Source organism: Philodulcilactobacillus myokonensis, from assembly GCF_027923585.1.
GTDB lineage: Bacteria > Bacillota > Bacilli > Lactobacillales > Lactobacillaceae > Philodulcilactobacillus > Philodulcilactobacillus myokonensis.
Map to the genome: position 1 here is coordinate 249984 of NZ_BRPL01000002.1, position 20747 is coordinate 270730.

The 20747-nt window shown below is 33.2% G+C and carries 23 protein-coding genes, 1 pseudogene, 1 riboswitch and 1 other annotated feature; of the genes and pseudogenes, 17 read left to right on the top strand and 7 right to left on the bottom strand.

Annotated elements, in window-relative coordinates:
* The first annotated feature begins 6 nt into the window (after window positions 1-6).
* The 4 genes and pseudogenes from WR164_RS01265 (at window position 7) to WR164_RS01275 (ending at window position 2422) form a co-directional block, all read left to right on the top strand.
* Window positions 7-336, top strand: a complete 330-nt coding sequence (locus tag WR164_RS01265; protein WP_286135733.1) for a hypothetical protein — start codon at window positions 7-9, stop codon at window positions 334-336.
* A 176-nt stretch (window positions 337-512) separates the two neighbouring features.
* A pseudogene (locus WR164_RS08410) lies at window positions 513-770 on the top strand (GNAT family N-acetyltransferase); the annotation flags it as partial.
* Between the two features lie 275 nt (window positions 771-1045).
* A complete protein-coding gene (locus WR164_RS01270) occupies window positions 1046-1948 on the top strand; it encodes an EamA family transporter (RefSeq protein WP_286135734.1) in 903 nt (300 codons plus the stop codon).
* Window positions 1949-2047: 99 nt separating this feature from the next.
* The gene (locus WR164_RS01275) at window positions 2048-2422 is read left to right on the top strand and encodes a DUF3139 domain-containing protein (protein ID WP_286135735.1); all 375 of its coding nucleotides are present in this window, start codon (window positions 2048-2050) and stop codon (window positions 2420-2422) included.
* A gap of 189 nt (window positions 2423-2611) precedes the next feature.
* On the opposite strand, the gene WR164_RS01280 is transcribed toward WR164_RS01275, so the two are convergent.
* Together WR164_RS01280 and WR164_RS01285 are read right to left on the bottom strand one after the other, a co-directional pair.
* Window positions 2612-2695 (bottom strand): putative holin-like toxin, encoded by an 84-nt coding sequence (locus WR164_RS01280; protein ID WP_286136874.1) that lies wholly within the window; start codon window positions 2693-2695, stop codon window positions 2612-2614.
* Window positions 2696-2956: 261 nt separating this feature from the next.
* Window positions 2957-3379 carry a cytidine deaminase family protein gene (locus WR164_RS01285; protein WP_286135736.1) on the bottom strand — a complete coding sequence of 141 codons (423 nt, stop codon included), beginning with the start codon at window positions 3377-3379 and terminating at the stop codon, window positions 2957-2959.
* A 210-nt stretch (window positions 3380-3589) separates the two neighbouring features.
* Between WR164_RS01285 and WR164_RS01290 the strand changes: the two genes are divergently transcribed.
* Entirely contained in the window at window positions 3590-6118 is a 2529-nt protein-coding gene (locus WR164_RS01290; RefSeq protein ID WP_286135738.1) for a M1 family metallopeptidase, read from the top strand.
* Between the two features lie 66 nt (window positions 6119-6184).
* On the opposite strand, the gene WR164_RS01295 is transcribed toward WR164_RS01290, so the two are convergent.
* Entirely contained in the window at window positions 6185-7417 is a 1233-nt protein-coding gene (locus WR164_RS01295; RefSeq protein ID WP_286135739.1) for an MFS transporter, read from the bottom strand.
* Window positions 7418-7543: 126 nt separating this feature from the next.
* On the opposite strand from WR164_RS01295, the gene WR164_RS01300 reads away from it, so the two are divergent.
* Window positions 7544-8380: a helix-turn-helix domain-containing protein gene (locus WR164_RS01300; protein WP_286135740.1), complete on the top strand. Its 837-nt coding sequence runs from the start codon at window positions 7544-7546 to the stop codon at window positions 8378-8380.
* Between the two features lie 62 nt (window positions 8381-8442).
* Here the strand turns inward: WR164_RS01300 and WR164_RS01305 are convergent, their stop codons facing one another.
* Window positions 8443-9381 carry an ROK family protein gene (locus WR164_RS01305; RefSeq protein ID WP_286135741.1) on the bottom strand — a complete coding sequence of 313 codons (939 nt, stop codon included), beginning with the start codon at window positions 9379-9381 and terminating at the stop codon, window positions 8443-8445.
* 192 nt (window positions 9382-9573) lie between these two features.
* Between WR164_RS01305 and WR164_RS01310 the strand changes: the two genes are divergently transcribed.
* Window positions 9574-10467: an ROK family protein gene (locus WR164_RS01310; RefSeq protein ID WP_286135743.1), complete on the top strand. Its 894-nt coding sequence runs from the start codon at window positions 9574-9576 to the stop codon at window positions 10465-10467.
* Window positions 10468-10595: 128 nt separating this feature from the next.
* Window positions 10596-11078 (top strand): DUF805 domain-containing protein, encoded by a 483-nt coding sequence (locus WR164_RS01315; protein ID WP_286135744.1) that lies wholly within the window; start codon window positions 10596-10598, stop codon window positions 11076-11078.
* A gap of 45 nt (window positions 11079-11123) precedes the next feature.
* On the opposite strand, the gene WR164_RS01320 is transcribed toward WR164_RS01315, so the two are convergent.
* Window positions 11124-11873 (bottom strand): nitroreductase family protein, encoded by a 750-nt coding sequence (locus tag WR164_RS01320; protein WP_286135745.1) that lies wholly within the window; start codon window positions 11871-11873, stop codon window positions 11124-11126.
* A gap of 152 nt (window positions 11874-12025) precedes the next feature.
* Window positions 12026-12269 (top strand) — a binding site (T-box leader).
* A 116-nt stretch (window positions 12270-12385) separates the two neighbouring features.
* Between WR164_RS01320 and WR164_RS01325 the strand changes: the two genes are divergently transcribed.
* From WR164_RS01325 to WR164_RS01335, 3 genes are read left to right on the top strand one after another with little or no spacing between them, the layout of a single operon-like run.
* Window positions 12386-13204: a MetQ/NlpA family ABC transporter substrate-binding protein gene (locus WR164_RS01325; protein WP_286135746.1), complete on the top strand. Its 819-nt coding sequence runs from the start codon at window positions 12386-12388 to the stop codon at window positions 13202-13204.
* Between the two features lie 19 nt (window positions 13205-13223).
* Window positions 13224-14258 carry a methionine ABC transporter ATP-binding protein gene (locus WR164_RS01330; protein WP_286135747.1) on the top strand — a complete coding sequence of 345 codons (1035 nt, stop codon included), beginning with the start codon at window positions 13224-13226 and terminating at the stop codon, window positions 14256-14258.
* The gene (locus tag WR164_RS01335) at window positions 14259-14936 is read left to right on the top strand and encodes a methionine ABC transporter permease (protein ID WP_286135748.1); all 678 of its coding nucleotides are present in this window, start codon (window positions 14259-14261) and stop codon (window positions 14934-14936) included.
* Window positions 14937-14983: 47 nt separating this feature from the next.
* Here WR164_RS01335 and WR164_RS01340 read toward each other — a convergent pair whose 3' ends face one another.
* Both WR164_RS01340 and WR164_RS01345 read right to left on the bottom strand, forming a co-directional pair.
* On the bottom strand, window positions 14984-15556 hold the full coding sequence (locus WR164_RS01340) for a TetR/AcrR family transcriptional regulator (RefSeq protein WP_286135749.1): 573 nt from the start codon (window positions 15554-15556) through the stop codon (window positions 14984-14986).
* Between the two features lie 24 nt (window positions 15557-15580).
* Window positions 15581-16906: a YhgE/Pip domain-containing protein gene (locus WR164_RS01345; protein WP_286135750.1), complete on the bottom strand. Its 1326-nt coding sequence runs from the start codon at window positions 16904-16906 to the stop codon at window positions 15581-15583.
* A gap of 139 nt (window positions 16907-17045) precedes the next feature.
* Window positions 17046-17107, top strand: a riboswitch (Fluoride riboswitch).
* 47 nt (window positions 17108-17154) lie between these two features.
* Here WR164_RS01345 and WR164_RS01350 point away from each other — a divergent pair.
* The 6 genes from WR164_RS01350 (at window position 17155) to WR164_RS01375 (ending at window position 20561) form a co-directional block, all read left to right on the top strand.
* Window positions 17155-17541 carry a fluoride efflux transporter FluC gene (locus tag WR164_RS01350; protein ID WP_286135751.1) on the top strand — a complete coding sequence of 129 codons (387 nt, stop codon included), beginning with the start codon at window positions 17155-17157 and terminating at the stop codon, window positions 17539-17541.
* Complete coding sequence (locus WR164_RS01355) at window positions 17538-17876, top strand: fluoride efflux transporter FluC (RefSeq protein WP_286135752.1); 339 nt, start codon at window positions 17538-17540, stop codon at window positions 17874-17876. The genes WR164_RS01350 and WR164_RS01355 overlap by 4 nt, the downstream gene beginning before the upstream one ends.
* Entirely contained in the window at window positions 17855-18808 is a 954-nt protein-coding gene (locus WR164_RS01360) for a phosphotransferase family protein (RefSeq protein ID WP_286135753.1), read from the top strand. The genes WR164_RS01355 and WR164_RS01360 overlap by 22 nt, the downstream gene beginning before the upstream one ends.
* Window positions 18753-19307 carry a hypothetical protein gene (locus tag WR164_RS01365; protein WP_286135754.1) on the top strand — a complete coding sequence of 185 codons (555 nt, stop codon included), beginning with the start codon at window positions 18753-18755 and terminating at the stop codon, window positions 19305-19307. Before WR164_RS01360 ends, WR164_RS01365 begins: the two co-directional genes overlap by 56 nt.
* A gap of 134 nt (window positions 19308-19441) precedes the next feature.
* Window positions 19442-19633, top strand: a complete 192-nt coding sequence (locus WR164_RS01370) for a hypothetical protein (protein WP_286135755.1) — start codon at window positions 19442-19444, stop codon at window positions 19631-19633.
* Between the two features lie 211 nt (window positions 19634-19844).
* The gene (locus WR164_RS01375; RefSeq protein ID WP_286135756.1) at window positions 19845-20561 is read left to right on the top strand and encodes a helix-turn-helix transcriptional regulator; all 717 of its coding nucleotides are present in this window, start codon (window positions 19845-19847) and stop codon (window positions 20559-20561) included.
* The last annotated feature ends 186 nt before the right edge of the window (window positions 20562-20747 follow it).

Here is a 20747-nt window from a genome sequence, read left to right on the forward strand (position 1 = left end):
ACTCATATGTACCAGTTAAGAATATATACAATTAAAAACAAAAAGTACGCTGAAGAATATATGCAAAAGCATTGGAAGAAACATTTAATTAGTTTACCTAAGTTTAATATTCACGTTCATAACGTTTTTATTGAAAATAATAAAGAAGAAAATACACGTATTTTTGCTTTGGTTTCTTCTAATGATAATTTACATGAATTAAATCAAAAGTACATGCACAGTAAAGAATTTTTAGATGACATGAAAGGCTTTAATATGGATGCAATATTAAATGTTCAAGATATTGATCTTGGTGAATCCAAAGAATTAAATCAGATGATTAAGAATTCAAAATGATTGTTAAATTAAATCAAGTATCAGATCATCAACTAAATCAAATTTTAAAGATTTGGTTAAATGGCAATTTAGATGCGCATGATTTCATTCCTAAAAATTGTTGGATGGATAATTATGATAATGTGAAAAACTTATTACCTAAAGCGTAATTATATGTAGATGACGTTAGCAACAAACTTGTCGCCTTTTTAGGGCTGCAGGGCGATTACATTGCTGGATTATTTGTCGATCAAAAATATCGAAAAATGGGGCTCGGAACTGAACTATTAAATGAAGTGAAGAAAAGTCATAATCATTTACAGTTATCGGTTTATATAAAGAATCGAACCGCTTTTAGGTTCTATCGGAAAAACAACTTTGCTGTTCAAACACGTGATTTGGATCGTGATACCAAAGGATTTGAATATCAAATGACGTGGCATCAGAAAAAATAAAACTCTAAAATTAGACGTTGAGGTCTGATTTTAGAGTTTATTCATTTGGCATTTTTTTAATTAATTGTTGTTTGTTCAAAAGTCACTGTTTCCAAAACAGCTTGCTTGAAGGGAACTTAGAGTGTCAGCTCTAAGGTCCTTTTATTTCATCCTGATTATATAACTGATTTGAATTGAAGCAAATCATCATAAACGAACAAAGTTTAAATCACAACTAAAATTAATTCATTTTTGTTGTATAATGATAATAATTTTATAAAAAGTGGCGATCAAAAATGGGTAAAAAGCAGTTAGGAATCTTTTTAGTTGTGTTAGGCGGCTTATGCTGGGGCGTTTCTGGGACTGTTGCTCAGTTCATGTTTACATCGACCGGTGTTTCACCAGTGTGGGTTGTTGGCATCCGCTTGTTCTTTGGCGGTTTAATTTTATTATCGTTATACATCATGATGAATCATGCTTCGATTTTTACCATTTGGCACGATCATCATTTTCGGATTAGTTTGATTTACTTTAGCTTTTTTGGCATTTTACCGTCACAATTTAGTTATTTCATGGCCGTTAACTATGGAAATGCTGCAACTGCCACCATTCTGCAATTGACCGGTCCCGTCTTCATTATTATGTATTTAGTACTACGCAAAATTAAAGCACCAGGAATTCTTGATTTTATTTCAATTTTCCTGGCTTTATTTGGATCATTTTTACTGGTAACGAGTGGGAGCATCACTTCAATTTCACTATCGCCACTTGGTATCTTCTGGGGCTTGATGGCTGGCGTTGCCGCTGCTAGTTATACTATTATTCCAGTTAAGTTATTGAAGAACTATGATGCCAAACTAGTTTGTGGCTGGGCAATGTTATTAGGCAGTATTCCATTCTTTCCATACTTTATTCTATGCAAACAACCGCAGTTCACTTCCAGTTTATTGACTGAAATGGTCGTTGTAGTTCTAATTGGGACCGTTTGTGCTTATCTATTTTACGTTTCTAGTTTAGAATACATCAGACCGGAAACAACGGGGATGTTAAGTTCAATTGAACCCTTATCTGCTACAATTCTATCCATTATCTTCCTTGGATTAAGAATGGATTTAGTAGAAATCATTGGTGGATTATTAATTTTAATGATGGTATTGATTCAATCAATGTCGGATAAGATTATTAAAGTGTTTAAATAAACTATGTTGTTTTATAAATGTTGGTGTAATGATATCATTATTCTAATATATTTATTTAGAACACCAGATTATTTACATAAGATCGTGAAGTGATTATATATGTTAAAAAAGATTTTAACCTACTTAGCTATCATTATTTGCTTATTTGCAATTGTAATTACCGCTATTTATCAAATGCATAAATCCTATTTTAGAGGGTCTGTTGATTCTTACATGAGTGCCCAACAACTTCATAAAAGTGCTATTAAAAGTAATCATATTAGTTATAACTGGACTGATGATGGGCAGTGGGAAGATGACGTCATGGTTTCTGAAAACCATACGACCTATGAATATGTTTATAACATGGAGTGGAAGACTCCTATTTCACTTGAAATTTATCATGATCGAGATAGTGTTAGTAACACCAGTCATTTGAAATACCCGCCGTTAAAATACGATCAGGATGCCGTTAGGGCGTTTAATAAAAATTAAGCACAATTATCAGTTTACTTAAATTAAAATCGGTTATATAATAATAGTGAAAATAAAAAGGACTTAGGAATGCGATCCTAAATCCTTTCTAAGCAAGCTGTTTAAAGAACAGTGACTTTGTGAAATAGATAATTAATTAAAATAGTCGTCCATAAACTCGGTCAAAGTTTTCAGGAACGGCTTTTTTAATTACTTCTTGTCGATATAAGTCAACAAGGCGATTAAAAAGATGCCAAAAGTCAGCATCAACATAAGTGAATTGAAAACACTCATTAGCTTGAATCCTTTCCAAAAGAATTATGATTCATTGAACCATCTCCTTAGATTGAAAACAAGCCACCGTCCTTAGAACTTCTTGCTGATTTAATTATATCATATTTGTTAAGCATACTATGACAATTAATTAAAAATAGTTGCCCGTCAACTCTGTCAAAGTATTAGGGACGGCTTTTTTAATTACTTCTTGTCAATATAAGTTTACAGGACGATTAAAAAGAAATGCATGAATAGTGCATTTCTTTTTTTGTCTACATATTAATCATTAGCTCTGCTATCTCCCCACCAATCAGGTATTAATGTTGATAGGGCGACTGTCTTTCTAGTTTTATAGTCTGACAAAATTTGGGCATCTCGATTTTTAATGTTTAGTTGTAATAAAAATTCTCGACATGCCCCACAAGGCATTCCACTGCCCTTACCAAACGGTGGTTGATTCCTAAAAGCAATCAATTTTTTAATTACGGTTTGACCACTATTAACATACATATTTAAAGCTGCAACCCTTTCTGCACAAAGGTTACAGACACCGCTACTGCTTTCGACACAAAATCCAGTAAATATATCACCATTTTCCGCTTCAACAGCACAGACAACGTTATGAGCGTAAATAAAATTTGAAACGTTTCCAGGATGATATTCTGCTTTTGCTTTGTTGTATAAAGTTTCCCAAATGTCCATCTTTTTCTCCTAAATATATTCATTAAAATTAGACAATCGTTTTCTAAAATAATAATTGCTTGTCGTTTCTATGTCAAGAACGCAAATTATGATTTACTTAAAATTGGTTAAGTATGCCGATAAGTAGCACTTTCTTACTGTATGGCATATAATGTAATTATTCTAAAAGATGAATTTTTGATTAAAAATAATTGAGGAGGCTTTTTTGATATGGCGATTGCAAGACTTTACAGTCGATTTCAACCGGAACACTATGATATCTATTTAGATATTAATCGTGCTAAGAAATTGATCAGTGGTAAAACCACAATCAAAGGAACTGCTAAAGAATCATCAATTGCAGTTCATGAAAAGGATCTTAAGGTTTCATCTATCAAAGCAGATGGCAAGGATGCTTCATTTACAGTTGATAATGATGCTAATCAAATCAACATTGAATTAGCAAAAGCAGGGGATGTCACTTTAACAATTAACTACACTGCTCCATTAACTGATTCAATGATGGGCATTTATCCATCATACTATGAAGTAAATGGCGAAAAGAAGCAAATTATTGGGACTCAATTTGAAACCAATTTTGCACGCCAAGCATTTCCTTGTGTTGATGAACCAGAAGCTAAAGCAACCTTTAGTTTAGCCATCAAATACGATGAACACCCTGGTGAAACCACCATTAGTAATATGCCTGAAGCAAAGGTTGAAAATGGCGTTCACTATTTTGAAACCACCGTTAGAATGTCTACTTACTTAATTGCATTCGCATTTGGTGACTTACAAAGCAAGATGACCGAAACCAAGAGTGGCGTTAAGATTGGTGTCTTCGCTACCAAGGCTCACAAGCCAAGTGAATTAGAATTTCCACTTAAGATTGCTAAACAAGCAATTGAATTCTATGAAGACTTCTATCAAACTAAGTATCCATTACAACATTCATGGCAATTAGCACTTCCTGATTTCTCAGCTGGTGCAATGGAAAACTGGGGTCTTGTCACATATCGTGAAGCTTACATGTTATTAGATCCAGCCAATGCTTCATTATCTAATAAACAAGCAGTTGCCACCGTTGTTACCCATGAATTAGCTCATCAATGGTTTGGTGATCTAGTTACAATGAAATGGTGGGACGACCTCTGGTTGAATGAAAGTTTTGCCAACATGATGGAATACGTTTCAGTCGATGCTATTCATCCCGAATGGCGTATTTGGGATCGATTCCAGACCGTTGAAGCACCAATGGCACTCCAACGTGATGCCACTGATGGGGTTCAACCCGTTCATGTTCATGTTGAAAAGCCAGCTGAAATTGATGCCATTTTTGATCCGGCCATCGTCTACGCCAAGGGTGCTAGAATGCTAGTTATGGTTCGGGCATTAATTGGTGACGATGCATTAAGAAATGGCTTAAAGAACTACTTTGCCGCTCATAAGTATCATAATGCAACTGGTGATGATTTATGGTCAGCACTTGGGAAGGCTTCCGGCATTGATTTGGGCACCATTATGCATTCATGGTTAGACCAACCTGGTTACCCAGTGGTTTCTGCCTATGTTGAAAATGGTCAGTTGAAGTTATCACAAAAGCAATTCTTCATTGGTGATGGCAAAGATGCTGGTCGCAAATGGCAAATTCCATTGAATGGTAATTACAAAGCCGCTCCTTCATTATTAACTGATAAAGAAACTACCCTTGGTGATTACAAGGATCTCAGACAGAAGGCTGGAAAACCATTTAGATTAAACGTTGGTAATAATTCTCACTTTATCGTGAAATACGATCCAACATTATTGAATGATATCTTAGACCACGCTGATGATATGGATCCGGTTTCAAAGATGCAAGTCTTACAAGACTTAAGATTATTAGCTGATGGTAAACAGACAACGTACGCTGCTGTTATTCCATTCTTAAAGAAATTTGCAGCTAGTCATTCTATGGTTGTTAATTCAGCATTATACAGAATTGTCGCTAACTTGAAGAAGTTTGTTACTCCTGGTTCCGATGATGAAAAACACTTGAAACAATTTGTTAACCAACTGAGTGAAAAACAAGTTCAGCGTTTGGGATGGACTAAGAAAGATGGCGAACCAAATGATGATCAATTAACCAGACCATACGTTTTAAATGCTTCATTGTATGCTAAGAACCAATCAACGATTGAAGCTGCTCATAAATTATTTGAAGAACATGCTGATGATTTATTGAAATTGCCAGCTGACATCCGTGTCTTTGTACTATCTAATGAAGTTAAGAACTATGGTAGTGAAAAGTTATTTGAACAATTATTAACTGATTACACTAAAGCTACTGATCCAAGTTACAAGGCTGATTTAGATGCCGCTTTAACTACAACTCCTGACCAAAAATTAATTCAAAAATTAATTAGTAAGTTTGAAGACAGTAACGTTATCAAACCACAGGATTTGCGTTCCTGGTACCGTGGCGTTCTAGCTAATGACAAGGGTCAACAGGCTGCTTGGGATTGGTTAAGGGACCAATGGCAATGGTTAAATGATACCGTTGGTGGTGATATGGAATTTGCTTCATTCATTACCGTTTCAGCTGCCATCTTCCATACTCAAAAACGCTTAGATGAATTCAAAGCATTCTTCGAACCCAAGATTAATACTCCTGGTTTAACCCGTGAAATTAAAATGGACATTAAGTCCGTCACCAGCCGTGTTAACCTGATTGATTCAGAAAAAGATGCTGTTAATAAAGCAATTCAAAATAACCTTTAATTTAGGTTATTAATATAAAATAAAGTCCATTCCAGATTTCGGGTCTGGGATGGATTTTTTGTTTGCCTAACTTAATCTCTTAATACTTGTGAATATTAATAAAACGAATGAACAACTGATAAAAGCGAGCCAAGCAATACTATTACCAAAGTGGTTTAGCAGTGTCAGAAAAATTGCGTTTCCAATCGGCGTACTTAATAGCATGAGGGTGTTCATGAAGCCAACGACGGTTCCTAGTTGCTTCCGGTTAACGTGATTAACAATTAGTGATGACAATTTCGGGCTGATTTTTCCTGAAAAGTAGCTTGTTATGAGGAGTGTTACGACAATTAAAAATTTTGTGATTGAAGATGCCATTAAAAATAAGCTGCCAAAGATCATCATGAGCACGCTGATTAAAATAATAAACTGTTTCATATTTAGTTTTCTAAACCAATCATTAATTAAAAAGATGCCTAATAACGTGCCAACGGTTGAAACGATGTTTAAAGTTGCAATTGTGGTGCCATAATTATGAAACCACAGGACGGGTGCCTTTAAATATGTAACGTTGACCATCGGCAACATGCTTGATGATAGGAAATTAAAACCGGCAAAAATGAACGTCATTATTAGCAAATTATGTGGAATATTTTTAGCAGATTGCTTAATTTGTTTGATGAAACCATTTTCTTGATTGTGATTTTGTTGATGAACTGTTAACCGTTTCAAATCGTTTCTAACGCTTAAAAGAATGACTAGTGCCATGATAAATGAAATGACGTTGATGAATGCCACCCATTCAAAATGATAATTTAACAGGGCAATTAGAGTAACACCACTAGCCTGACCAACAATTGATGATAGGTTAAGTAGTCCTTGGTTTAGAGCCATTGCATCGTTCATTTCGGTTGGTTGAATAATTAATTTTAGAACGTGAACGTTAATCAATGAATTGTAACTGCCTAAAAAATCTGAAATGATGCCAAGTATCCATACTACTATAAAAATTGTGAAACTAGGTTTGAAACTCATTCCAAAAGTGATGATTAAAAACAGGATTGTTTGCGTGATTCTGATCTGAATCATTGTTTTGAAAAAATTATTAACGTGATCGGCTAAATAACCGCTGATTAAACTGGCAATGTTGGGGATAATGATAGCTAGTGAAGCAAGTGAAACAGCTAGTGAACGGTAATGACTAATTTTTGAGGCGTAAATAATAAACACCATCATGTAAAGGTATGTGCCAAGTTCATCGAACAAATTGGAATTAATCATGGCCCGAAAAATTCGGTTATGAAAGTAATTTTTTTGCATATTAAGTCCTCCATTTTTACTGATTACGATTCATTCTAAGTAAAAAGAAGCAATTAATAAGTTATTTTTCTTAATTTATAATTATTTTCCATATAGAATATTAATTAAGAAAGTTGGATGATTGACATGACTAATTTACCTGAATTATTAAAAGCTAAGAGACAACAGCTAGGTTTAACGCAAGCTCAAATGGCAGCTGGTGTTTTATCGGCATCGTTTTATTCGAAGGTCGAAAATGGCATTAGTGATATTAATACCATGGATTTAATTCAAATTTTGCGGATTCACCGCATTGATGCCGGTGCGTTTATTAACCAAATAAAAACGCCTAATTTAAATTTACCTGAAAGTGATTACTCAAAATTGTTTGAGAAAATCTATGTTGCAATGTATAGCAACCACCCAAGTAAAATTAAAAGAATTAGACGTCAAATGGATCAGATTAAAACGCACGACAAGCATTTAAAAGTGTATAAATTAATGGCTGATTTGGATTTAGCAATGATGAATCATCAATTAAAGCATTTTCCAAATCGAAAAAAAGTAATACTTAGAAAAGCACTATTTTCTGATCCAAATTTATCATTAAAATCACTGCAAATTTTTGCCAATACAATGTGGATCTATGACTTTGAAGAATTGGCATTTTTGGTCAATGCCGTTTTAAGACAGTATCAGAAGCATCAACAAAAGAATATTCACTATCAGATTTCGATTGCGGCAATTATGATTAATTTCGTTGAAATTTGCTATCACCAAAATGAATTTCAAATGGCTAAACGTCCTTTAGAGTGTATTGATAATTTAGAACCAATTCCAGATTTATTTTTAATGAAATTATACGGTTTATATTTTGAACTGAAGATGGGATTTAAAAAGGAAACCAAACTGTTTAATCCTAAAACGGTGATAGAAGTTTTTAATCGGACTGGGTTAAATCTGTTGAATGATAATAAAAAATAAAGCGATCAGGGCAAAGTTAAATTTGCCTTAACCGCTTTTTGTTTTATTAATTACGTTTTACATTAATTATTTTGTTGTGCCGCAATTGAACTTTGGTACATATCAAAGTTAGAGAAGTATGCTTTTTTAGCCAATGAGATGTTACCAATAATGGCTAATTTACTGCTTGAAGAAGATAATAATGTAATATAATTGTTTAGATTATCGTGGTCACCAACTGGAACATAATGATTAAATAGTCGATTGAATTGAATTTTGATTTTTTTAAGTAGAATAGGGTTAATAATGGTCCCACCCAAAATGATTTTCTGTGGTCTGATGAAGAGGGTTGCTTGGATAATTGATTGAGCAATGTAATAGGCAACGTCGTCCCAAATGGGATTAAACATTGAAATTTCGTTGTAACTCTTGTTGAATCGGGCTTGGAATGTCGGTTCAGCAACTAAACCTTCTAGACAGTCACCTTGGTATGGACACGTTCCCTTAAAGCCTTGATCATTTTGTGGTCGTTTAGGATAAATATGGCCAATTTCTGGGCTACCTTGGTAGCCAATCATTTCACCATTGTTGATGATTCCAGCACCGACACCCTTACTGATTGTGATGTAGACCAATGACATAATTGGTTTGTCATTTAAAATCGACTGAATGTATTCACCATAGGCAGTGCTATTGACATCGGTTGTAAATGACATTGGGCAATTTAAGTAGTGTTTTAAAGTTCCCAATAAATTAATGTTTGACCAGTTTTTTCTTGAAGAATCAGTAATGTAACCATACTTAGGTGAATAATTCCTTAATTCTAACGGTCCGAATGATGATACGCCAATCGCACCGATGGGATTAATTCGATTGACGTTCTTAAAGTATTTAACGATGTTATAAAACGTTGTTTTTGGATCATCTAATGGAATTTCAACCTTATCTTTGATATTGATGTGACCATCACTGACAGCACAAGTAACTTCACGGTCGCGAAATTCAATGCTTCCTAATAACATTAGCAATCCCTCCCTTGGAATTGATGATACTTATCTACAAGATAAAAGTAGCATATTATGAAACCGTTTACAATGATTTGAAATTAAAACGATTATTTTGTTGTAAACGCTTACAAATAATGCTATCTTTAAGTCGTAGGAAACTGATATTAAATAGTAATTATGCATCATAAAATCATAGAGGTGATTTTAATGTTATTTGGTAGCATTGAAGCAGGCGGCACTAAATTTGTATGTGCGGTTGGTGATGAAAACTATACGATTAAGGATAGCGTCCACATTCCAACGACGACACCTAAAGAAACTTTAGGCGCATGTGTAAAATATTTTAAAAAATTTAAGAATTTGAATGCAATTGGGATTGCATCATTTGGACCAATTGAAATTAGGGTGGATAATCCTAAATACGGATATATTACTGATACACCTAAGAAATACTGGGCTAACACTAATTTTCTTGGAACGATGAAAAAGTACTTTAAGATTCCAATGTATTGGACAACCGATGTTAATGGATCGGCTTATGGTGAATATATAAATTCAATTAAGAATCATCATCCACTTCATTCATTAGTTTACTATACAATTGGAACTGGCGTTGGTGCTGGAATCGTTAATAACGGCCATTTCTTAGGTTACGTTGGTCATCCTGAAGCCGGTCATGTTCGTTTAAAACGGGCTAAGGGAGACGAAAACTTTAAGGGACTCTGTCCATACCACCATGATTGTTTAGAAGGATTGGCTTCAGGTCCAACATTTAATGCCAGAACTGGTAAGGATGGAAAAGACGTCCCATTGAGTGATCCATCATGGAGTTATGTAGCATATTATGTTGCTCAAGCTGCCATTCAAGCCACCTTGTTTGTTAGACCAGAACGAATTATCTTTGGTGGCGGAGTTGTTAGCGAGCCATTCTTAGACATGGTCAGAAAAGACTTTAAACAATTATTTAATAACTATCTTGATGTTGGTGATCTAAAGGAATACATTCAAATGCCAAGTGTTCCGCATAATGGTTCTGCAACGGTTGGTGATTTTTCATTGGCATTGAAACAGTACTATAAAGAAAATATCGTTAAAATTTAATCATTCATTAAAAGCAATTAAAATTTTCAATATTAAATTCGGAGTTAATATTGAAAATTTTTTATTATCTTTTTAATATATTTTTGATATACTTATTAATATATATCAAAATAAGGAAGATGATATGATTGCAAAATGGGGAAGTTAATTTTATAGCCGCATATAAAATGTATTGGAAACACTACTTTAATTTTAAAAGTCACAGTAGCCGATTGGAGTTTTGGTGGGTTGTCATTTGGGATATCCTAGTTAGTATGGTGATACTTCTTTTCTTTGGAACGATGATTCCAGTTATTCATTTAAGTGGATTAAAATTTGTAATGTCAATTTGGGTATTGATTAATTATATTCCGGGAATGTCGTTAACTGTTAGACGTTATCATGACTTGGGAATATCTGGCTTTTGGTATCTATTAACACCGTTCTTAGGTAATATAATCATGCACTTCTTCTCTAATTTTGCTAGATTATATTATCAAGATGGAATGCAACACATCGCATTTAATGAAATTAATATGACTTTATATTTAATTGGTTTGGTAATCAATTTAATTAGTTTTATCCTGGCAATGAAGAAAACTAAATGGCATCATAATCGTTATTTGAAATAAATAAAAGAACATCATTTCATTGATTTGAAATGATGTTTTTTTACTTTATAATTTTAAAAATCCCTGTTTTTTAAAATTTGGTAAAATGTTTTTTCTGATTGGATTATTCTGCAAGTCACTCATTAAATGGTGGGTAAACGTTTCACTGCGGTTGCCAGACGGTCGTTTTTGATAATAATCGTGGACAATTTGATCATAATGATTTAATTGATCCTGATTAATATCATCGTTGTAAACATTTTGGTAATGAATGATGGATGGGGTAATCCGTGGTTTCACAATTGATTTTTCATCTGGTACACCTAGTGCTAATCCTAAAACGGGGAAGGTCAGTTGTGGTAATTTAAACGCCTTAATAATTTTTGATGTGTCATTATAAATACTTCCCATGACGACGCCACCTAATCCCATACTTTCAGCGGCGGTTAGCATTGCCTGCATCGCAAAATCAACGTCGTGTATACCAGCTAATAATTTATCAGTTGAATGCAGATTAGATGTATCAGCATTTGGATCAATTGATTTTAAAATTTGTTCATTGCGGTGCTGATCGGCAACAAATAGGAAGTATTGGCCAGCACTTTTAACAAAATCAAATCCTGTGACATCTGCAATCACTTGCAATTGTTTTGGGTCAGTGACACTGATGATACTATATTGCTGTTCAAACTGGCTGGTGGATGCTTGTTGAGCTGCTTTTAAAAGAGTTTTAATCTGTTCTTGCGTCAAATTTTGATGTTTAAACTTACGGATTGAACGGTGATTAAATAATGTCTTTAAAGTTTGGTTGTTCAAAATGAATCCTCCTAACAGTTATTAATTAAAACGTTAGCGGATTGATGTTCAATAATCAATCAAAAAACATTTCTTTGAAATTCATTAAATAATTATAATATGATTGACATTTATTCTAATGAGTTTATAATACAAAGTAATTAATAAACAGAAGTTAAGCAATGAAGAGATAAGTATTGATTGAATGAACGCCTAGAGAGCTTGTGTTGGTGAAAGCAAGCAGTTTTGAAGTCATGAAAATGGTCTTGGAGCTTTTATGTAGATGAACGTTTTGTAAATCTACATCGGGTGCGCCTGATATCGCGCTTAGGAATCAAAATGGTTCTGATGAGGTAGACTAAACTAATGGGTTTAATCTATAAAGTTAGGTGGCACAGCGAAGCATTCGCCCTTTCAAAATGAAAGGACGGATGCTTTTTTTGTTGAAAAATTTAAGGATGTGGTCTAGATGATGTGAAACTGGCGAATGAAATTAATTTAAAAATAAATAATTGTAAAAGGGGTTTTATAAAATGAAAAAATTTGTTAAATATTTATGCTTAGCTGTGGCTCTTTTAGCCTTACCAATTACATTAGCTGCCTGTGGAAATTCAGGTAGCAAGGTTGTCAAAGTTGGAATTGTGGGGACCGATGATCAAAGGATTTGGAACCCATTGAAATCACAATTGAAGAAAAAAGGGATTACATTAAAATTAGTTACCTTTTCTGATTATTCTCAACCCAATGGTGCATTACAAAATGGTGAAATTAATTTGAATGCTTTTCAACACAAATTATTCTTAGATAATTGGAATAAAACTAATCATGGCGATCTAGTTTCAATTGGTAAAACATACTTGTCACCAATCGGTGCATATTCTCACAAGATTAAAAACGTTAGCCAAATTAAGAATGGCGATAAAATTGCAATTCCAAATGATGCTGTCAATGGTGGCCGTGCACTTCATCTTTTAGCCAACGAAGGTTTAATTAAATTGGATAATAAACCATTGCCAACCACTAGTGATATTACTAGCAATCCTAAACATTTGAAGATTTCATCATTGGATGGTTCACAAGAACCAAGATCATTAGATGATGTTACCGTTGCAATTATTAATAATACATTTGCATTAGATGCTAAATTAAATCCAAGCAATGCCATCTTTAGAGAAAAAGTTAACAAGCAATCCGAACCTTACATTAATTTAATTGCAGCTAAGAAATCTGATCAAAATAATAAGACATTAAAAGAAGTTGTTAAAGCATACCAGACTTCATCCAATGCCAAACGAATCTACAAACTTTATGACCATGCAGATATTCCAGCTTGGAACATTAAATTAAAGTAAACAAGTGGGGGATGTAAAAATGGCATTAATTGAATTACGTGATGTGAACGTTGATTTTAAGCAAAAGAAACACGTTATCCACGCGGTTAGAAATGTTTCATTGAAGATTGAACGTGGTGATATTTATGGAATCATTGGATATTCTGGTGCTGGTAAAAGTACACTGGCAAGGGTGATCAATCGTTTACAGAAGCCCACTAGTGGGAAAGTATCTGTCAATCATCAAGAAATCACCCATTTATCTGGGAAGAAATTAAGGGATGAACGAAAGAACATTGGAATTGTTTTCCAACAGTTTAATTTGATGCAAACTAAAACGATTGCTCAAAATGTTGCTTATCCGTTAATTTTTAAACCGAATGATCAGAAGAGAAAAGAAGTTGATCGTTTATTAAAGCTAGTTGGTTTGGAAGATAAACGTTCTGTCTATCCCAAACAACTATCAGGTGGCCAAATGCAACGGGTCGCAATTGCTAGGGCATTAGCTAACCATCCCCAAATTTTAATTAGTGATGAAGCCACGAGTGCTCTAGATCCAAAAACAACTCAATCCATTTTAAAATTACTAAAGAAATTGAATCAAACCTTGAATTTAACCATCGTTTTGATTACCCATGAAATGGATGCAATTAAATCAATTTGTAATAAGGTTGCCGTTATGGATGACGGGAAGGTTGTTGAAAATGATAGTCTACTAAACGTTTTCACCCATCCTAAAACGAACTTATCGCGCAGCTTCGTTGATGAATCCATTCATTTGAAATCATCATTTCAAAAGGTTGCTGATTGGCCAGCATTAAAAGATAAAAACATTTTAGAACTTCGTTATGTGGGCGATAAAACATCCAAACCAATCATCATTGATCTTTATCAAAAATACCAAATTGCATCTAGCATTTTATTTGGTAATATTGAATTCATTCAAAATGTTCCAGTCGGTCATTTGGTGATTGAATTGCCTGCTGATCAAGCATCATTATCCAAAATAAAGGACTATTTGAGTCATCGTGGAATTTCATTTAACCAAATTGATTTAGATCAGGAGGCGGTTTAAATGCAATGGTATGAACAATATTTTCCAAACGCATCGCATATGACATCCCAATTTGTCCAAGCAACCCAAGAAACGCTTTTCATGACATTTATCACCGCCGTGATTGCAGGAATTTTAGGAATTATCATTGGTGTCTTATTGGTTGTTACTGGACCAGGTGGAATTGCTAGTAATCGAGCTTTTTATGACATTCTAGATAAAATTGTGAATTTATTTAGATCGATTCCTTTCATCATTTTACTTGCTGTGATTGCACCGTTTACCCGTTTAATTGTCGGAACTAGCATTGGGACGACCGCATCAATTGTTCCTTTGATCATTGGAACGATTCCATTTTATTCTAGACAGGTTCAAGATTCATTGCTAGGTGTTGATCCTGGCATGGTTGAAGCTGCTCAAGCGATGGGATCGACTAAAATTGGCATTGTTTTCAGGGTCTATTTAAAAGAAGGATTGCCAACATTGATCAGACAATCAGTTGTAACGCTAATTAGTTTAATTAGCTTGACGGCTATGGTTGGGACCGTTGGTGGTGGTGGATTAGGTAATTTAGCCATCATGGTCGGTTATAATCGTTTTGAAAATGATGTCACCATCATTTCATTAATTTTAATTCTAATCATCGTCTTTGCAATTCAATTGATTGGTGACTTACTTGCTAGATGGGCAGAACCTTAAAAACAAAAAGCTAGGGCAAAATTATTTTTGCTCTAGCTTTTTATAGCTTACTCTAAATGACGGATGAAAGTTTTAATATTTTGTTCAATGAATTCATCTTGATTAATGCCAATTTTATAAAATCCCTTAAAGATAAAATGACCATAATTAATTAGTAAGAAATTATTAGACTCAGCGTTAATATCAACATCAGAATTGATTTCGCCGGCATTTTGCAAGGCTTTAAAATCATAAATGGCCAATTTCTGTGCTTTCCTGGGTAGCTCAGATAAAATTCCATTTAACTTTGGGGAGCGGTGCAACAATTGTAGCCCTAGAATAAGGAAGGTCTTATTTTTATTGATTTGCTTATAGTATTCCTTTGAAATGTGAATCAAATCTTTTTCAAGATGACCAGTTGGAATAAAAGTGGAGTTTAAATTCTCAATTTGTTTTAGAAAACGGTTGATGATTTCTTTTAAAATATTTTCTTTATTTTTAAAATGTCTAAAGATAGTAACTTCATTTACCTGTGCTTCTTCTGCAACTTTTCTAGTAGTCGTTTCGGCATACCCATTTTGAATTAATAATTTTTTGAAAGCATTGATGATTTTATCATCAGTGCTGATTTTATTTGCCATCATTTTCACCTGATTATATAAATTTTAACCAAGGGAGCTAAAGTCAGTCATTGGTTGATTCTTTCTAAAGATGATAATAATCAAATTTACAACGATTAGACCAATGCATAGAATAATTGCCGGTTCCCATAGGTTAGATAATAACTGTCCACCATACATAATACTAAAATCTGATTGAATTCCATAGTACATCGGTGCAATGTTATGAGCAAATTTAAAGAAACCATTCATGGCTTGGACCGGAACCATTCCAGCACCAGCAACGACTTGGAGCATCGTTAGGAAAATGTTGATACCAGTTCCCATTTGACCAAGTAACAAAATTGCGATGGCGTTAATGTTGTAAGCACCAAATGCTAGGATAGCGTGATTAATGAATAGGTTTACGAATCCAGAGTTTAAATTACCGACTTGGAGGGCAATGACGCCAGATACAATTAATGATCCAATGATTGAAAGTAAGAAAATGGTTAGTTCTAAATCAATGAATGACATAACTCGGCCAATGATTTTAGCATATTTTGCATAAACACTGTATAGCAGTAACATTCCTAACATTGAACCAAGGTAAATTGCTAGGTTAGCAAAGAATGGTGCTAACATCCGGTTCAAACCAGTTTTGATTTTATTTTCGTGGTAAATGTTAGTGCTAATTGAATTTTCAACGGGTGTATAAACCTGATTAACCTTCTGATTAATCTGATTCTTTTTGGATTGGATTTCTTTTTGGGACTGCTTTTGTGCATCATTTACCTTTTGCTGCAACTGTTGAGCTGCAATTTGTTGTTGAGCAACTGGTAAAGCAGCAATTTGAGCTTTTTGCTGTGCAACTTCCTGCTTCATTTCGTTTTGCTTAGTTTGGATGGCAACATTTAATTTCTTCATTTGGGACTGAATTAGAATCGCCTTACTCTTTTGAACGGTAATATTCTTGTCAATATTACTACTAATGCGGCTAGCAGCTTGATTCATACTGCTGGCAACGGTTGATTGAACAGAATCATTGATGTAAAAGTTTAATTTAGCTTTTTGATTATGTTTAACGCGGCTTGAAAAATTGCTGGGGATATTAATGACCATGTATGATTTTTGAGATTTAAAATCACGCTTAGCGTCATTTAAATTAGTTTTGACCTTAACGTCCTTAAACGGAACCGCTGATTTTAATTTTTGGGTTAAATTTTGTGCCTTTTGATCCTGATTAACAATGGTAATCGGGAGGTGGTTAACTTGTTTTGGCATTCCACTGTATCCAGAATTATAAATAAAGAAGATACTGATTCCATAAATAATGATTGCTAGAAAGGCGATTAAAACACCTTTGCTTTTAATAAAATTTTTAAATTGCATGTTGAAACTTCCTTTCTTCCTGATTAATTATTTAAAATTATAATTGATTTTAAAATAGAAAGCAAGTACTTGCTTGCATAAAATAAAAATTGAATCAAATCTTAATTGCAATTTCAAATCATTTTTAATATAATTAAATTAATTTATTGGCGATGACGTTCGCCACGATTTTCTGAAAAGAATGATGACGTCTATGTATCTTTACGGGTGCATAGGCGTTTTTTATTACTAAACTGGAGGAATTTTAAATGAAAAAAACCATTTATGTTATGGTATTGGCATTCATTGCCGGCGGACTACGAGAATTTTTGGTTTTAATGACTGGATCGTACCAAAACATTGCAATTACTTTAATTAATATTCTGGGATCATTCTTACTGGCGTTTTTAATTCCACTACTGCCAACTTTAAAAGCATCGGATGAATTGATTTCCGGTGTTAGTTTAGGCTTTATCGGTAGTTTCACGACCTTTTCAACCTTTGTGATGCAATCGATATTATTATTTAATAATCACAAAGTACTGTCAATCCTATTCTTTTTAGGTAACTTAATCGGTGGATTCATTGCGGACATCATTGGTCGAAAGCTTGCGGATAATCTACTTGCTAAGAATGGTGAGGAGGTTGTGAAATGATTGATAAAATATTAATTGCAGCAGCGATAACATCAATTGCCGCGGTGTGTCGATTGGAAACCGTTCGACTGTTCAATCATTATTCTTTTCCAGTTGCAACCATTATGATTAACGTTTTAGGCGGCTTTTTGTTAGGATTAGTTAACCATTGGATTGTTGATTCAACGTGGTTATTGCTAATTGCATCAGCATTCATTAGTGGCTATACGACTTTTTCAACGTTTATGAATGAAACGGTCCAATTGAATTTAGCTGCCGTTTGGCAATCGATACTGTATTTTGTTTTAACCGTGGGGCTTGGTCTTGGGTTTGCATGGCTAGGAAACTGGATTTAAAAATGAAATTATTACCGATGATTAATCAACGTTTGAACGCTGATATGAAACCAATTCATCATGCATCTTTAAATGAAATGATGGTGGGCTACAGTCAGCAATTTCATCAACGGGTGTTTGTAAAAATTTTTAATGAAGATCATAAATCAAAATTCATGACGGAAACAAAGGTTAATCAACAGCTGAACGACCGGGTTTTACAGACGTTTGTGGTGCAATCCAAACCGAAATGGAATGTCCTAGTGATGAAAGATATCGCACCGCAAAATATTCATTCAGCGATTACACCACGATTGGCTAACCAAATGGGACAGGTTTTAGCACGGTTTCACCAGAACGTTAGACCATTTCATCCAATGGTAGTGGTTAATCATTTGTTTGCAAAAACATCTTTTGATATTAATCATCTTCAAAATGGTTATGTGCAACAAAGGTTACTAAGAATGCTTAAAGTTTTTAAAAGCAACCAAAAAAAGTTGCAAAATGATTTTAAACTTCAATCAAAAGTAGTTCTCCATGGTGACGTTGGGATTAGGAACTACCAAATTGTTGATCATCATTTGGTATTGATTGATTACGAAAGAGCACGGCTGGGCGTTCCTTATCAGGATGTCATTAAATTATTTTATGAAAATTTTCATTTGAACCATCAATTGATTCAAGCCTTCTTGAAAGGATATAATTCAATTCATTATTTTGATAAAGGAACTAAACTTACCAGAAATTTTTTAGTCTTTATGACGGCGGTTGGCATTATTAAGTATGTTGAGAAGATTAGGGATGATTCATTTCGAAAGATTGGCGAACAGATGCTTAATCATGTCCAACTTTTTTACAATCTGATATTAATTAAAAACACAAGGGAAGGCCATATTGATGAAGTTCAAAAAAATCTTGTTTGCAAGTGTTGTTCTATTAATTGCCGATTTTAGTTTTAGCTTTTTAAGTTCTAACCAAGCTTCAGCTAAATCTAAATCCAATCAATTCGTTAGCTATACTTATTTTCCTAAAAAAATGCGTGGTAATTGGTATAACTACATTTCAAAGCATAATCAAAGTTATTACCACATTACTAAGAATAAGATTACCAGTAAATTAACTTTTGGTCGTCATCATTATACTGATTCAAGTTATTTAGTTAATTTAAATCATGGTAGGTATAAGAAATTCTATAAGCATCACCACGCTAATGATAAGAAGGTTTGGATTATGGCTGCATCAATGAACTATCGACATATAAAATGGATTCAAATTCAAAATATATTTGCGGATACAGCCACCGAAGACTACTTTAATATTGCAAAGCGTGGAAAGTATATGGTATTAAGTGAAGCAGTCAGTGCTGGGATTGGGTTTACTCAACACTTCTATCACAATAAGAAAGTTGCTAAACATTTAGCTCATAAACGTTATGCTCACTTTTTATATTGATGAAAAATTAGTTTAAATCTTAAAACAGCATTCAGAATATGAATGCTGTTTTTATTGTCTAAATTGACAATTGTATAGAATTTACTTTATAATTAAAATTAAATTTTGATTAGAAAATTAAAAACAATGGAGAAGTGAGGACAACGCTAATTTCACTAAATAATACTTTCAATGCTGGTGCCACGTTAATTGCATTGGTGTTAAACGGGTGGTTATCAGACCAATATTCAGTTATGGATGCCTGGATTATTATGGCGGTGGTCGGCTTTATTTTAGCGTTAATTGGATATGTTTTAATTGGTTTGAAAATTACTCTAAATCAATAGATAAATAGAAACCAATCCTTTTATTAGGGATTGGTTTTTGTCTTGAAAAAATATTAAATATTATATAAACAAATTTTGCTTATTGCTTTATTAATTGTTGACTTGAACGTAATGATACGGACTGTATCACAATAAAATATTCTGCTGATACTAATAATAGCTAGGAATTATTAATATTATAATTTAATATGGATTTTGGAAAGGGGATAAAATGAAATTTAATGAAAAATTGATTGATTTAAGAAATAAAAGAAATATTACACAAGCTCAACTTTCTAAAAAACTTCATGTTTCTAGAGCAACAATTTCTGGTTGGGAAACTGGTCGAAATGTACCTGATTTAGAAATGGTAGTTTACATTTGTGATTTTTTTAATGTTTCTTTAGATTATATGTTAAGGAGTGATAAAAAAGCTGTGAAGAAAATAAGTATGTCAAAGAAGAAGAAAAACATTTTAATAGTAATAATAGTTATTTTGATTCTTGCTTTACTTTTCTTTATCAAACAATCTTATGAGGCACAATTATCGATGGTGAAGCCTGAATCTCTTCAAATAGTTAAGGTTAGTAAAGAACCTGTTTATGTTAATAATAAAAAAGACTATAAATATAATATGGATGTTAAATTAAATTCTCTATTTACAACCTGGGATATACAAAAAAATAAAATCATTAACTTCCCTAGTGTTCTTTATGGTAAGGGTAAGTACAAAAATAAAATATTTGTGAATTATGATTCAAGAAATTCTTTAAATATTTTTAAAAATATTCATAACAATAACAAAATCCAAAAATTACAAATACCATCTAATTATAAAATGGATCATAATTTGCCCTTAAATAGGGGAAAAACAGTAATTCTATATGATGGAATTTCTAAAGATAATAAAAATAATAGGATTATAATAAATTCAAATGCTAATAAATAATCTTTATCTAATTCAAAATACATAAAAAGTGCCTATTTGTAAAAATAGACACTTTTTAGTTCTAATATAAAATTCGCCAAAATCGTGGAAAAATTCGCCATTTTTTGCACTTTAGAAACATTGATAAATCAACATTCTTAAAAAATTCGCCAAAATCATAGAAAAATTCGCCATTTTTCAAACATT